This is a genomic window from Bifidobacterium sp. A11, from assembly GCF_000499185.1.
GTDB classification, from domain to species: Bacteria; Actinomycetota; Actinomycetes; order Actinomycetales; family Bifidobacteriaceae; genus Bombiscardovia; species Bombiscardovia mizhiensis.
Genome location: NZ_AWUO01000001.1, coordinates 365,067 through 379,211, shown reverse-complemented (window position 1 = coordinate 379,211; position 14,145 = coordinate 365,067). Strand labels below are relative to the sequence as shown.

The window sequence follows — 14,145 nt, the reverse complement described above, 5'->3', positions numbered from 1 at the left end:
TCATGACTGCTGTAAGCAAGATTCCCAAGGCACGGAAAAATCGGACGACAGGAGATTGGCTGATCCTGGCCTTGCTGATCGTCGGCGGACTGATCATGCTTTTTCCGTTTTTCGTTCTTCTGTTGAACGCCTTCAAAACCACGGCAGACTACAACGCCTCAGGTCCTCTTTCCTGGCCGCACGAATTCAGCGCCGTTGGACTGGTGAAATTCTGGACCAGAGTTCGATTCCCCCAGAAAGTCTGGAACAGCGTATGGATTTGTGCCTTGGTGTCATTCCTGGCTGTCGGGCTGTCGGTGCTCAACTCCTTCGCTCTGGGCATCGGCCGCGTCAAGGGCAGGCGCTGGATCGTCCTGCTGATTATGCTGGCTAACATGATGCCGCAGGAAGCTCTGCTCTATCCGCTCTATATCATGTTCAAGGCCATGGGCCTATACAACTCACAATGGTCGATCGTCATCATATTCACGGTTATCCAGAGCGCGTTCGGCACCTATCTTCTGTCCAGCGTCTACGGAACCTTCCCCAAGGCCATTCTGGAAGCTGCCACAATCGACGGGGCCAGCCGGTGGAGGATTCTCAAAGACATCGTCTTCCCCATCTCCAAGCCTACGCTGAGCGTCATGCTGGTCTTCTTCTTCATCTGGACCTGGAATGAGTACATGATTCCCATGGCCTTCCTGATCGATAATTCCAAGCAGACGGTGCCCATTGCCATCGCGTCGCTGACCGGAGACAGGCTGATGGATGTGACCACCACGGCTGCGGCCTCGCTGATCAGCATCGTACCTACGCTGATCTTCTATCTGATCTTCCAAAGAACCCTTTCCAAGGGCATTACTACAGGAGCTGTGAAATAACATGAAGTTCACCAATGGATATTGGCTGACCCGGCCCGGCGTCGAGGCTCTCTACGCACGTTCTCCCTATGAATTATCGGTAGGACCTGATGGGAGGAGCATCGATGTCCTGGCTACGACCAGGGTCGTGACCGGCAGGGCCGACACTCTGAACCTGCCGACCTTCCGGATCCATGCCACCTCGCCGGCTGATGGGATCATCCGGGTGCAGGCAACCCATTGGAAGGGGACCAGGACCTGTCCGGGCTTCCCTGTGCACGAGCAGGATCCTGATTCCGGATTCGTCAAGGCTACCGCTCAAGGCGCTGGCGACGGCGAGGTCGGAGAGGATGGGGCTTCGGTGACTCTGACCTCGGGTAACCTGAGACTGACCATGACCAAGGGTCCTGTTTTCGACATGGCCTTTGCCTGCGAGGGCAAGGAACTCACCCATGCCAGGGGCAAGTCTTTGGCAAGGTTCGCTCTGGCTCCCGACGCCGCCGTAAGTACGCAACCGGTGGGTGAGTTCGGCGTCGCGCCCACGGCCAGGGCCTATGATGAGTCTCCGGTCTTCACTGCCATGCAACTTGGGCTGACAGTCGGGGAGAGGGTCTACGGCTTCGGCGAAAGATTTGGCCCTTATCTGAAGAACGGGCAGAGCATAGACATCTGGAACGAAGATGGCGGCACAGCCAGCGAGCAAGGGTATAAGGATATTCCCTTCTATATGACCAGCAAGGGCTACGGTGTACTGGTCAACAACCGCGGGCATGTCTCCTTCGAAGTGGCCACAGAAAACACGGAGACCGTGCAGTTCAGTGTGCCTGGCGAAGTTCTGGACTTCTATCTGATCGCCGGTCCGAACCCTGAACGAATTCTGGAGCGATACACGGCCTTGGTGGGTCGTCCGGCCAAGGTTCCCGCCTGGTCATATGGGCTCTGGCTGACCACATCCTTCACCACGAAATATGACGAGGAGACCGTGACATCCATGATCGATGGCATGGCTCAACGGCATATTCCCCTGAGCGTCTTTCACTACGACTGCTATTGGATGAGGGAATTCCACTGGACAGACTTCCAATGGGATCGACGCTTCTTCCCTGACATAGAGGGGACCCTGGGGCGCCTCCATCGGGAGAAGGGGCTGCACGTGTGCGCCTGGATCAATCCATATATCGGGCAGGAAAGCGTCCTCTTTGACCAGGCTGCAGATAAGGGCTACTTGGTTCGCAAGCCCAATGGAGACATATGGCAGACCGATCTTTGGCAGGCTGGCATGGGGTTGGTGGATTTCACTAATCCAGATGCTCGTAAGTGGTTCAAAGAGAACGTCAAGCATCTTCTCAAGCAGGGCGTAGATGCCATCAAGACCGATTTCGGTGAGCGCATCCCTGCCGATGTGGCCTGGTTCGATGGCTCGGATCCCGCGAGCATGCATAACTGGTATACGCAACTGTACAACCAGACCGTCTTCAAGGCCATCGAAGAGGTCTACGGAAAAGGGCAGGCTTGCCTGTATGCCCGATCGGCCACGGTGGGAGGCCAGCAGCAACCTGTCCACTGGGGCGGTGACTGCGAATCCACCTTCAACGGCATGGCGCAGACCCTGCGGGCCGGCCTATCGCTGGTAAGTTCCGGTTTTGGTTTCTGGAGCCACGATATCGGCGGTTTTGAGGGAGCAAGACCCGACCCTGCCGTTTACAAACGCTGGATAGCGTTCGGTCTGCTCTCCTCTCACTCCAGGCTGCATGGCTCCACTGTCTACCGGGTCCCCTGGCTCTTCGATGAGGAGGATCAGCGCAGGGGAGTGGTCAATCCTCCTGAGCAGACCGCAGTGAGTGTGCTGCGAAAGTTCACCAGGTTGAAGATATCCTTGATGCCATACCTCTACCAGGTCGGACTTGGTGCACATGAGCGCGGGGTCCCGGTCATGCGTTCCATGTTCATGGAGTTTCCTGACGACAGGACGGCACTGGATTGCGACCGCCAGTATATGCTCGGGCCCTCGCTTTTGGTGGCGCCGGTCTTTTCCTACACGGGTGATGTGGAATACTACCTGCCCCGGGGGGTATGGACGGATTGGTTCACCGGCCGGCAGGTGGACTGCCGACAGTCCGGCCAGTGGATGCACGAAAAGCATGGCTTCGACACGGTTCCGCTCTGGGTGCGTGATGGCACTGTTTTGGTCACTCGCCCGGGACAGGACTCAACAGAATATGCCTATGGAACCGATTCTACGGTCTCAGTCTTCCTGGCTCACGATGGAAGAGCCAGTGCGACGGTAACCGAGGAAGATGGAAGCAGCCTTGTCTTCCAGGCGGAACGCTCAGGAAGCGCAGTAACCATCACTTCCTCCGATGGTCGGGAATTCACCGGTTGCCTAGGGATGGGCGAGGGTAAGGCTTCCCGGAACGGGCGTCTGGTTCTGTCAGCAGATTGAACAAGGAGGGCTGCATCCGTATAGAAGGCTGTCGGTTTGCCGGTCGGATCGGATGTTCGCGTAATACCACAGGCAGCCTGACACAGCTCTGAGCTTTGAGCTGAGCAAATGAAAAAGACCGTCCAATGCAGAAGGCGATGCGATGGCCAGCACCGGGTCGCCTCCTGCATTGCACGGGTTCATACCCCCCGCGTTCCTATGGAATGCTCCTGTGGAACACGTTCTATAGTATCACTGTCTGAACCTTTAACGCCACCCGCAAAGTTTCGTGAAATCTACGGTGAGTGATGGTTAATCTATTGTGCTTGGCGATTGATCTTCATGTTTGATCAGGTCTTGAGCACGCATTGGCAGGGCTTGTTCGTATATGCGGATGAGGAAACCTGAGGGTGCGATCAGAGCGGCCTGCGGGCGGCTGATCCGTCTTGGAAGTCAGCGCTTTGGTGTCTGCAGCAGGGTTGACGAAGTGGTCGGGTAGCCAAGGTTCATGGCCATGGCTATATGGGCTACGATCATGTCGACCAGGGCCGATGTGGCTTCCTGGTGGCTTTGCGCGTTCTGGCTGGCGTCAGTTCGTATTGTCCCTGAGGATCCGTTCAGTTTTCTACCTACGGCCAGAAGGGTCCGGGCCGTATCCATCTCGATCAGGGCAGGGGTGGGGGCCTGTATTCCGTTGGCGGGATCGGTGCACTCGTCAGGGTGCGCCAGCAGATCAGTGGTGGGATAGACCCCCTGCCGGGGATCGTGCTTGGTGTGACCGACCAGAATCTGCGCCGCAGTAGTGTGTGCATCGGCTAGGGTCAGCATCCATGCGGCATCCGTCTTGCGGGCCGCAAGGACCGAGAGTTCGAATCCGGAACGGTCTTCGCCGGTGATGGCCTGATCGGCTAATTCGGTGGGCAGCGCCTTGGCCAGCGGATCCAATCGCTGTGCGGCCTGGACCAGCCTGAGCGTAGCCTTTTGGCGATTGACCTGTGCGTCGTCCTGGGAGGCCGTCAAAGCCTGGGCCGCGTGTACCGTAGCTTCGTCTAGGCGAGCAGGGCACTCGCGGGCCGCTTGGACCCAGGCTTGAGCCCGGCTGTCTGCCTGATCCTGCTGAAGTCTTTCCGACTGCCGGGCTTGCGTCCACGCCTGCTCGCAGGCTGTGGGGCGGAGATTGTCGGGGTCGTGCTGACTGATGTGCACCGCTGAGGGCGCACATCCTGAAATGGTGACGGCCAGCAGAAGCACGCCGATACCGGCTCTCATCCGTCGTGTCAGGATCGCTGGCCGACGACTCGCCCACCCGTGGTATTCAGGAACCGGCTGTGTCTGCATGAAAGGCTAGAATAGTAGGCATTGCAGACTAAAAGAAGCGCAGTCTGAATAACTTCATAGGAGGTCTTGACATGGAACTGGACCTGGCTGAAATTCATCAGCTGGCACACGAACAAGGGATTGATGCCGAGACCTTGGATCAAGCATTGAGTGAGGCCCTTCTTCTGGCCTACCAGAAGTCGCCTCACGCAGCCAAGCACGCACGGGTGGAACTGGACGAACGTGCGGGGACTTTTACCATTTGGGCACAGGACGAAATCGCCCGGGAGCCCACGCCAGAAGAGCCTGAACCGGGATATGACCTGGGCGAGGAATATGACGACACACCGAAGGACTTCGATCGGTTGGCGGCGTCCACGGCCCGCCAGGTCATCCGCCAGCTCTTCCGCCAGGCTGATGACGAGCGTGTCTTCGGAGCTTTCTCGGGTCAGAAGGGCCATCTGATCACAGGAGTCGTGCAGCAGGATGCCAGCGATCCCGGCAATGTGCATGTGGCCGTAGACAATGTCGAAGCCATTCTGCCCCGCCGCGAGCAGGTGCCTGGAGAGCATTACCGGCACGGCCAGCGGATTCGCGTCTACGTGGTCAATGTTTCCCGTGGGCTCAAGGGGCCGGAAATCATCGTGTCGCGTTCCCACCCGGAGCTGGTCCGTCGCCTCTTTGAGCGGGAGGTGCCTGAGCTGGTCTCCGGCGCAGTCTCCATCATGGCCATCGCTCGTGAGGCCGGGGCCAGAACCAAGATTGCGGTTCGTGCCAACACCAAGGGGGTCAATCCCAAGGGTGCGCTGATCGGTCCGGCTGGCGCTCGCGTCCGTGCCGTCATGGAGAATCTGGGACCCGAGAAGATCGACATTGTGGACTGGTCCAAGGATCCTGCTGAGTTCGTAGCGGCGGCCCTGTCCCCGGCCGTGGTCCGCCAGGTGCAGATCGTCAGCGAGTCCAACCGCACGGCCATTGCCTTTATCAAGGACGCCCAGCTCTCCCTGGCCATCGGCAAAGAGGGTCAGAACGCCCGTCTGGCCGCCAAGTTGACCGGCTGGAAGATCGGCATCGAGTCCGAGGAGGCCCACCAGCAAAAATTGCGTGAGCTACAGGCGCAATCGACTTCGGCTGCTGGTGAAGACGCCTGAGAGCAAACATCCGACGACGCGAGTATGCTGGATCCGGTATCCCGAGTCCGGTGGTTCATGCCGTCGGCCCCGGCACAGAGACGAGGTAACACGATCATGGTCGCACGATGAGACAGGATATGTTCGCCGTCATCAAAGAGTGATCGCGCCGGTCATATGCGCGGTCCGGTAAGGAGAAAGTAAGTGCCCAAAGCACGCGTGTATGAGCTGGCCAAGGAATTTGGCGTAGACAGCAAGACTGTTCTGGCGAAATTGAAGGACATGGGCGAGTTCGTCAAGTCCGCATCCTCTACTGTCGAGGCCCCAGTGGTTCGTCGACTCAAGAACGCTTTCCCTCAGAAGGGACAGGGTGACGCCGGTCAGGCCGCTGCACGAAATGCACGTCCCGGCAGCACTAATCATGGAAGCGGCCAGGGTCAGCATGGCCGCCCGCAGTCCGGTGGCACTCAGAAATCCATGTCTGCGCCCAAGCCCGGACAGGGTCATCGGCCCTCGGCGGGTGGCGACGCCCCACGGGGTCAGCAGCGTCCCGGTGGCCACTTCCCCAAGCCCGGTGCTCCTCAGGGCAACCGCAATGAGCATGAGCAGCGCAATCAGTCCCGTGGGCCCAAGCCTTCAGCCATGGGTAGGCCCGGCCCTCAGGGGTCGCGCAACAATGGTCGCACCGGCGGATCCAACGCTGCAGCAGCGCGTCATGGCGCACGGCCGGGGGCGTCCACGCCTCGTCCAGGCAACAATCCTTTCAGCCGCAAGCAGGGGATGAAGGCCCCTATGCCTTCAGACATCCCCAGGCCACACCCCATGGCCAGGCCCACCGTCAACGACTCCCGCAGGGGCCGGGGCGGGTTCCGCAACGGTCGTGGTGGCCGTTCCGGGCAGGGCGCCCGTCCAGGGCAGTGGGGCCATAGCCGTCCCGGTCAGCAGACGCATCAGGGCGGAGGCCGTTTCGGAGGCGCTTCGTCGGCACCCTCAGGCGGTTTCCGCGGCGGTTCAGGCCGTGGGGGTCGCGGTCGTGGCGGCGCTGCTGGAGCCTTCGGTCGCCAGGGAGGCAAGTCCTCCAAGGCCCGCAAGAATCGGATGGCCAAGAGGCATGAATTCCAGGAGATGAAGGCACCCGTCATCGGCGGCGTGCGCATCCCTGCAGGCAACGGCCGTACTGTCCAGTTGCGTCAGGGCGCCACCCTGGCTGACCTGGCCGACAAGATCAACGTCAATCCCGCCGCTCTGGTTACGGTGCTCTTCCATCTGGGCGAGATGGCCACGGCCACCCAGTCCCTGGATGAGGCCACCTTCCAAATCCTGGGCGATGAGATCGGATGGAAGATCCGTATTGTCTCCGCCGAGGAGGAGGACAAGGAGCTTCTTCAGCAGTTCGACATCAACCTGGACGAAGAACGTGAGGGCCAGGATGACGCGAACTTGCAGCCCAGGCCTCCAGTGGTCACCGTCATGGGCCACGTCGACCACGGTAAGACCCGTCTGCTGGACACTATCCGCAAGACCAACACGACCACCCAGGAGGCCGGCGGCATCACCCAGCGTATCGGTGCCTACCAGGCCACGGTCACCCTGGACGGGGAGGATCGCAAGATCACCTTCCTGGATACCCCTGGCCACGAGGCCTTTACGGCCATGCGTGCCCGTGGTGCCGAGCTGACTGATGTGGCCATCCTGGTGGTGGCTGCGGACGACGGCGTCATGCCGCAGACCGTGGAGGCCATCAACCACGCCCAGGCTGCTCATGTGCCCATCGTGGTGGCTGTCAACAAGATCGATGTCGAGGGAGCCAATCCCCAGAAGGTGCGCGGTCAGTTGACCGAGTTCGGTCTGGTATCCGAAGAGTATGGCGGCGACACCATGTTCGTCGACATCTCCGCCAAGCTGGGCACCAATGTGGACAAGCTCCTGGAGGCCGTTCTGTTGACTGCCGACGCCGACCTTGACCTTCGGGCCAACCCCGACATGGACGCTCGAGGCGCCACGGTCGAGGCCCGTCTGGACAAGGGCCGCGGAGCTGTAGCCACTGTGCTGGTTCAGCAGGGCACCCTGCATGTGGGCGATGCCATCGTGGCTGGATCGGCCTATGGCCGTGTGCGCGCCATGCTGGACGAGAACGGTCGGCAGATGGATGCCGCCGGTCCTTCCACACCTGTCCAGGTGCTGGGGCTTACCTCGGTGCCCACCGCCGGCGACCTCTTCCTGGTTGCGCCCGACGATCGCACCGCTCGACAGATCGCCGAGAAGCGCGAGGCCTCGGCCCGTGCTGCACAGCTGGCCAAGCGCCGCAAGGTGGTCTCTCTGGAGAGCCTGAAGGAGCAGTTCGCCAAGTCCGAGGTGGACATGCTCAACATCGTCATCAAGGGCGACTCCTCCGGCTCGGTCGAGGCCCTGGAGGACTCCCTGATGAAGATCGAGGTCTCCGACGAGGTCGGGATCCAGGTCATCCACCGAGGCGTGGGCGCCATTACCCAGAACGATGTCAACCTGGCCACGGTCGACAAGGCCGTCATCATCGGCTTCAACGTCCGGCCCAACCGGCAGGTCCAGGATCTGGCCGACCGCGAGGGTGTGGAGATCAAGTACTACTCGGTCATCTACAACGCCATCGAGGACATCGAGGCTGCGCTCAAGGGCATGCTCAAGCCGGAGTACGAGGAGGTCACCACCTCCCACTCCGAGATCCGCGAGATCTTCCGTTCCTCCAAGTTCGGCAACATCGCGGGTGTCATGGTCCAGGACGGCACCGTCAAGCGGGGCACCAAGGCCCGAATCGCTCGCAACGGGGTGGTCACCATCAACGATCTGGAGATCTCCTCCCTGCGCCGGTTCAAGGACGACGTCAACGAGGTGTCCGAGGGCTACGAGGCTGGTATCAACCTGGGCTCCTTCAACGACATCGAGGTGGGCGACATCATCGAGACCTACGAGATGCAGGAAGTGGAGCGCAAGTAGAGCCTGTCGACCTTCCGACTACATGTCGGAGGATCTGTGGCGATCCGCCCCGGTCTGGGTACTCCCTGGCCGGGGCGGATGTCCATGAATGCGACGATTGGTCATAGACGGTTCGAGAAAGGAATCATGATGGCTGGAAATCCCCGCGCTGTACGCATAGCGGCCCTGATACAACGGGTCGTGGCCTCTGCGCTGGAGTCCCAGATGCACGACAAGCGCCTGGCAGGGGTCACCGTCACTGAGGTTCGGGTCACCAACGACCTGCAGATAGCCAAGATCTACTGGACCCAGCTGGGTAGGTCCGGTCATGAGGCCGGGGAACGCAAGCGCGCCCAGCAAGCCCTGCGGCAGGCCTCCGGCCGGCTGCGCACCCTGGTCGGTGCCCGGGCTGGTCTGCGGCTGACACCTACGCTGCGCTTCATCTATGATGAGGTGCCTGCCGAGGCGACCGAGATTGAGGATGTGCTGACTGCAGCCCGTCACCGGGACGAGGCCATGGCCAAGGCCCGGGTCAATGCCAGCTATGCTGGCGACCCCGATCCATACCGCCATGACGACGAGGAAGAGGCCGATGGTTCGGACTCTGCTTCTGATGAGTCTGCGGCTGAGGATGCGGATGAAGCCGACCGCTGAGCTGTCGGACCTGAGGGATTCCGGTCATGGTGAACCGACCTCGGGCATCATCCTTGTTGACAAGCCGAGCGGTGTGACCAGCCATGACGTGGTGGCAGCCGTCCGCTCTGGTCTCGGCATGCGCCGCGTAGGCCACGCCGGGACCCTGGATCCCATGGCCACCGGCCTGTTGGTTATTGGATTCGGTCAGGCCACGCGCTTGCTGACGATTATCGTCGGTCATGACAAAACCTACCGGGCCACCATGCGTCTGGGGCTGGGCACCACCACGGATGATGCGGACGGGGATTTGTTGCCGGTGCGTCCTGGAGCTGCGCATAGGGTGGACGAGCTGACAGCCCAGGGTCTGCAGGATCTGATTGATCGCTGCTTCACCGGCTGGATCGACCAGGTACCCGATGCCTTCTCCGCCATCAAGGTCAAGGGCAGGCGGGCCTATGACCTGGCTCGAGCAGGTCAGGAGGTCAAGCTGGAACCCCGCCGCATTCGGATTGCATCTTTCCGTCTGCTGGACTTGCGCCGTGTGGACCTGCCCGACCAGGGCACCAGGGTGGTCGATGCGGATGTGGAGGTGTCCTGCTCCAGCGGCACCTACATCCGAGCCCTGGCTCGCGACCTGGGCGAGCGACTGGATCTGGGCGGCCACCTGACTGCTCTAAGAAGGATTCGTGTGGGTCCATTCGACCTGGAGGATTCCGACCTGACATCCAGGGTACTGGGCGGTCATGTGGCCCCTCACACCTACCGGAACCGGCAAGGTCAGACGGTTGTCCGCAGTCGTATGGTTCTGGACCGTGACCGGCAGGCGATCCTGGACGGTTCGCTGAGTTTGGCACATGCGGCACGTATGAGCATGCCCGTTCTGAGTCTGGATGCCGATCAGGCCGCCAGAGTGGCCAATGGTGGATTCTTGGATCTGCCTGTCGCCGGGCCCACGGCCGCCCTGGCCGGACCTGCGGGCAGGCAACGTCTGGCTGCCATCCTAGTGCCCAGTCCACGGGGCGGGGCCAAACCGGATGTGGTCTTCCATCCAGAGGCCTGAGCGGGCAGGCTCGGGTTTAACCCCAGGGTCTTGCCAGGGTGCGACGGTAGGCATACAGTGCTTAAGGAATTTTCGGCGCCCGGGTTCGGGAGCCGCCATGACTAAGTGATGGGAAGCGGATGAAGGTCAGCCATGTCAGCCCGGATGAGTCGGGCATTGTCAGGTGGCCGGGAACCTTGGGGGCCCGGTCCAGCGTGGTCACCATCGGTGTCTTTGATGGCATGCATCGGGGTCATCAGGCCCTCCTGCGCCGGGTGGTCGAGCTCGCGGCCAAGGGTCGGGATCGGTCCATGGCCATGGTCTTCGACCCTAGTCCCAAACTGGTCCACAGCTATGCTGACAGCCATGACATGACTGAACCGTCCCTGGACCTGATTCGCCATGACCCTGATCAGATCATGCCGCTGGAGGAGCGCCTGCGGCTCATGGCCCAACTGGGGCTGGAGCAGGTTGTGGTGGTGCGGTACACGCTGGCCTTTGCAGCCAAGTCCTATCGGTTCTTCCTCAAGCAGCTTACCGAACAGCTGGCCATGCGGACGTTGGTCCTGGGCCGCGATGCGCAGATGGGCGCAGGGCGGGTCGGCGATATCAAGGCCATTGGTGATCTGGCAGATACAGGACTCTTCAACTTGGAAGTCGTGGATGACCAGGGTCCGGGTGACTGCACCCTGCCTGACGCTGACGGCCTGGCGCGACGTCGGGTAAGGGCCTGGAGCAGTTCTCATCTTCGGCAGCTGATCCTGGATGGCGACGTGGATACGGCCCTGGATATTCTGGGCCGGCCACACATGGTTCAAGGCACCGTGGTCCATGGGGAGCAGCGGGGCCGCCGCTTGGGATTCCCGACTGCCAATCTTGCACCCAACAGCCAGGGGATGATGCCCGCAGACGGGGTCTATGCGGGTTGGCTGATCGACCTGGGTCTGCCTACGGATCCTATGGCAACGCCGGAGGGACGAGAGGGTCGGCTGGCTCAGGGTTCGCCCTGGCGAATGCCTGCCGCCATCTCCATTGGCACCAAGGAGACCTTCCTAGCCCCAGGAGAACAGATGCCCAGAATCCTGGAGGCCAACGCTGTACGGCCGGATTGGGTGGATCTGTACGGCCACCGGGTCCGCGTGGAGTTCCTCAGCCATCTGCGCGGTCAGAAGCGGTATGCGGGCGAGGAGCCCCTCAGACGACAACTGGCCTTGGATGCCGATCGCACCCTGGAACTGACCCAGGCGGCAGAAAGAGCGTTTTCCGCCGCCTGAAGACTGTAGGCACCTGGGAATTCACAGTCCTCGGAAGTGGCTGAAGAATTCCCTGGTGCGTGGATTCTCGGACTCGTCCATGACCTCTTGCGGTGTTCCGTTCTCGGCGATGACACCGTCCAGCAGCAGGACCACCCGGTTGGCTGCATGATGGGCGAAACTCATTTCGTGGGTGGCCATGAGGATGGTGGTGCCCCCGGCAGTCAGCTCCGATACCATGGCCAGAACCTCGCCCACCAGCATGGGGTCCAAGGCTGAGGTGATCTCATCCAGCAGGAGCAGTTCCGGGTCGGTCATCAGGGCTCGGACGATGGCCACCCGCTGCTGCTGCCCACCGGAGAGCTGGTCTGGATAGGCTCCGGCCTTCTTTCTCATGCCGATCCGGTCCAGGAGTTCCAGGGCTCGCTCCCTGGCCTGATCCTTGGGCATCCCGTGAACCTTGATGGCTCCCAGGGTCACGTTTTTCAGGACGTTCATGTGGGGGAAGAGGTTGAACTGCTGGAAGACCACGCCGATCCGGGCCCGGCAGGCATCCTGGTTGATCCTGGGATCGGTGATGTCGGTGCCGCCCAGCCAGATCCTGCCGTCATTGACCGTCTCCAGCAGGTTGATGCACTTCATCAGGGTGGACTTGCCCGAGCCGGAGGGGCCCAGCAGGGCCACGGTCTCATGGGGCATGATGGTCATGGAGATGCCACGCAGAACCTGGTTACCCCCAGGGTAGGTCTTTCGCACATCCTCCAGACGGAGCACCGGCTGGTCCTGTTCGGCGCCTGCCTGTTCGCTCATACCATGCCTCCGCTCTGTTCGCGCTTGCGCAGTCGGTTGGAATACCAGTCGTTGAGAAGAATGAAGGGGACCGAGGTGGCGATGAAGAGCACCGAGGCCACCACGTATGGAGTGAAGTTGTAGGAGGTGGCCACGATGATCTGGGCCGCTCTGACCGCGTCAACGGCTCCCAGAACCGAAATCAGCCCCACGTCCTTCTGCATGGAGATGAAGTCGTTCATCAGTGCCGGAGCCACCTTGCGCAGGGCCTGGGGGATGACGACCAGACGCATGGTCTGCCCCGAGGTCAGGCCCAGTGAGCGGGCCGACGCCCTCTGGGAGGGGCCGACGTCCTGGAAGCCGGCCCTCAGCACCTCGGCGATGTAGGCCGAATAGGAGAGGATGATCGCCACGGTGCCCAGCAGGGCTGCCGGAATCCGGTTGAAGATGGCCAGTCCGGGGATGCCGAAGCCGATCAGGTAGAGGACCACGATCATGGGGATGCCCCTCATGATCGTGGTGTAGACCTGGGCCAGCACCCGCAGGGGAAAGAGCAACGGGTTCCGGCTGGTGCGGATCATGGCCAGCAGGGTGCCCAGCAGGGCCACGCCGATGACTGCGAAGAAGAGAACTTCAAGATTGAGCCAGAGCCCCTGGAGAACCTTGGGGAAGGCTTTCGCGAAGTAGGCACCGGAGAAAAACGACTGCTTGACTCGGGGCCAGCCGGGTGAGGCGTGCAGCCCTAGGGCAATAAGCAGGGCCAGTACAAGCGTGCTGGCGATGCTGATTGCCACGGAGCGCAGATTCTGTCGACGGCCATAGCGTTCCCGTTCCCGTTGGATATCGCTGACCGCGTCCTGTGCCGAGGGGGCCATGAACGACAAGGTTTCCTTTCTTCTCTCAGCCCAGGGTGGGCAGGGAGGTGTAGACGTGCAGCCACTGCTTCTGCAGCTTGTCCAGGGTTCCATCCTTCTTCAGGGTGGTGACAGCCTTGGAAGCGGCCGGGGTCAGCTTGGAGCCCTTAGGCAGGACTATGCCCATGCCCTCCGGGTCCTGCGATCCCTTGATCTGCCCGAGGATCTTGGCATCCTTGACCTGCTTGGAATCGACCATGGTCACGGCTGAAGGAGTATCCACAACAAGCGCGTCGATCTGGTTGGCATCCAAGGCCTGGGATGAAGCCACGTCGTCATTGAAGGTGTCGATGTCAGGCTTGACCAGCTTGTGGGCCATCTCGTAGGAGGTGGAGCCGACCATGGCTCCTATCTTGGCGTCCTTGATCTGGGCAAGGGAGGTGGCAGAAGCGTATGGCGAGTTTTTCCTGACGACCAGCGACTGGGTGGAGTTGTAGTAGCTGGGTGTGAAGTCCACAGCCTGACGGCGCTCCGGGGTGATGGAGAACTGCTGGATGTTCAGATCGTAGTCCTTGCTGCCTGGGGCGATGGCGGCATCAAAGGTGGTCCGGGTCCAAGTGACGTGTGCCTTGTCGAAGCCCATTTTCTCTGCCACTGCATAGGCCACGGCCGCCTCGTAGCCCTTGCCGGATTCTGGCTTGTTGTCCTGCACGTATGGGGCGTAGGCCGGATCTCCGGTGGCAATGGTCAGGTTGCCGGGTTTGATGGTCTGCTGGGTGATGTCTTGCTTGTCTGCTGACTGCCCGCTGTTGCCCGATGAGGAGCCACAGGCCGCGCCGGCCATGAGCGTGACTGTCGTGAGTGCGGCCGCCGTCAGCCTGCGTATGGTTTTCCTGGTGAAGATGGTCATGCTG

The 14,145-nt window shown here is 61.2% G+C and carries 11 protein-coding genes; 7 read left to right on the top strand and 4 right to left on the bottom strand.

All coding sequences use genetic code 11. The features are described from left to right. Nucleotides 1–2: 2 nt before the first annotated feature. Complete coding sequence (locus P273_RS0101615) at nt 3–860, top strand: carbohydrate ABC transporter permease (RefSeq protein WP_024626772.1); 858 nt, start codon at nt 3–5, stop codon at nt 858–860. Nucleotide 861: 1 nt separating this feature from the next. Continuing rightward, nucleotides 862–3,282 (top strand): alpha-xylosidase, encoded by a 2,421-nt coding sequence (gene yicI / locus P273_RS0101610; protein WP_024626771.1) that lies wholly within the window; start codon nt 862–864, stop codon nt 3,280–3,282. Between the two features lie 432 nt (nt 3,283–3,714). On the opposite strand, the gene P273_RS09470 is transcribed toward yicI, so the two are convergent. Beyond that, nucleotides 3,715–4,530, bottom strand: a complete 816-nt coding sequence (locus P273_RS09470) for a hypothetical protein (RefSeq protein WP_155804666.1) — start codon at nt 4,528–4,530, stop codon at nt 3,715–3,717. A gap of 140 nt (nt 4,531–4,670) precedes the next feature. Here P273_RS09470 and nusA point away from each other — a divergent pair, with 140 nt between their 5' ends. The 5 genes from nusA to P273_RS0101580 all read left to right on the top strand — a co-directional run bounded on the left by nusA (nt 4,671) and on the right by P273_RS0101580 (nt 11,609). Then, on the top strand, nt 4,671–5,729 hold the full coding sequence (gene nusA / locus P273_RS0101600; protein ID WP_024626769.1) for a transcription termination factor NusA: 1,059 nt from the start codon (nt 4,671–4,673) through the stop codon (nt 5,727–5,729). Between the two features lie 183 nt (nt 5,730–5,912). Beyond that, a complete protein-coding gene (gene infB, locus P273_RS0101595) occupies nt 5,913–8,681 on the top strand; it encodes a translation initiation factor IF-2 (RefSeq protein ID WP_024626768.1) in 2,769 nt (922 codons plus the stop codon). Nucleotides 8,682–8,810: 129 nt separating this feature from the next. After that, nucleotides 8,811–9,314, top strand: a complete 504-nt coding sequence (gene rbfA / locus P273_RS0101590; protein ID WP_024626767.1) for a 30S ribosome-binding factor RbfA — start codon at nt 8,811–8,813, stop codon at nt 9,312–9,314. After that, nucleotides 9,298–10,356 carry a tRNA pseudouridine(55) synthase TruB gene (gene truB / locus P273_RS0101585; RefSeq protein ID WP_024626766.1) on the top strand — a complete coding sequence of 353 codons (1,059 nt, stop codon included), beginning with the start codon at nt 9,298–9,300 and terminating at the stop codon, nt 10,354–10,356. Before rbfA ends, truB begins: the two co-directional genes overlap by 17 nt. A gap of 119 nt (nt 10,357–10,475) precedes the next feature. Beyond that, nucleotides 10,476–11,609, top strand: coding sequence for a riboflavin kinase (locus P273_RS0101580; RefSeq protein ID WP_024626765.1), 1,134 nt, complete (start codon nt 10,476–10,478; stop codon nt 11,607–11,609). Nucleotides 11,610–11,630: 21 nt separating this feature from the next. On the opposite strand, the gene P273_RS0101575 is transcribed toward P273_RS0101580, so the two are convergent. The 3 genes from P273_RS0101575 to P273_RS0101565 are packed head-to-tail and all read right to left on the bottom strand — an operon-like array spanning nt 11,631 to nt 14,141. Next, complete coding sequence (locus tag P273_RS0101575) at nt 11,631–12,398, bottom strand: amino acid ABC transporter ATP-binding protein (RefSeq protein ID WP_024626764.1); 768 nt, start codon at nt 12,396–12,398, stop codon at nt 11,631–11,633. Then, nucleotides 12,395–13,252, bottom strand: coding sequence for an amino acid ABC transporter permease (locus tag P273_RS0101570; RefSeq protein WP_024626763.1), 858 nt, complete (start codon nt 13,250–13,252; stop codon nt 12,395–12,397). The genes P273_RS0101575 and P273_RS0101570 overlap by 4 nt, the downstream gene beginning before the upstream one ends. A gap of 25 nt (nt 13,253–13,277) precedes the next feature. Next, nucleotides 13,278–14,141, bottom strand: a complete 864-nt coding sequence (locus tag P273_RS0101565) for an ABC transporter substrate-binding protein (RefSeq protein ID WP_029676010.1) — start codon at nt 14,139–14,141, stop codon at nt 13,278–13,280. Between the last annotated feature and the right edge of the window lie 4 nt (nt 14,142–14,145).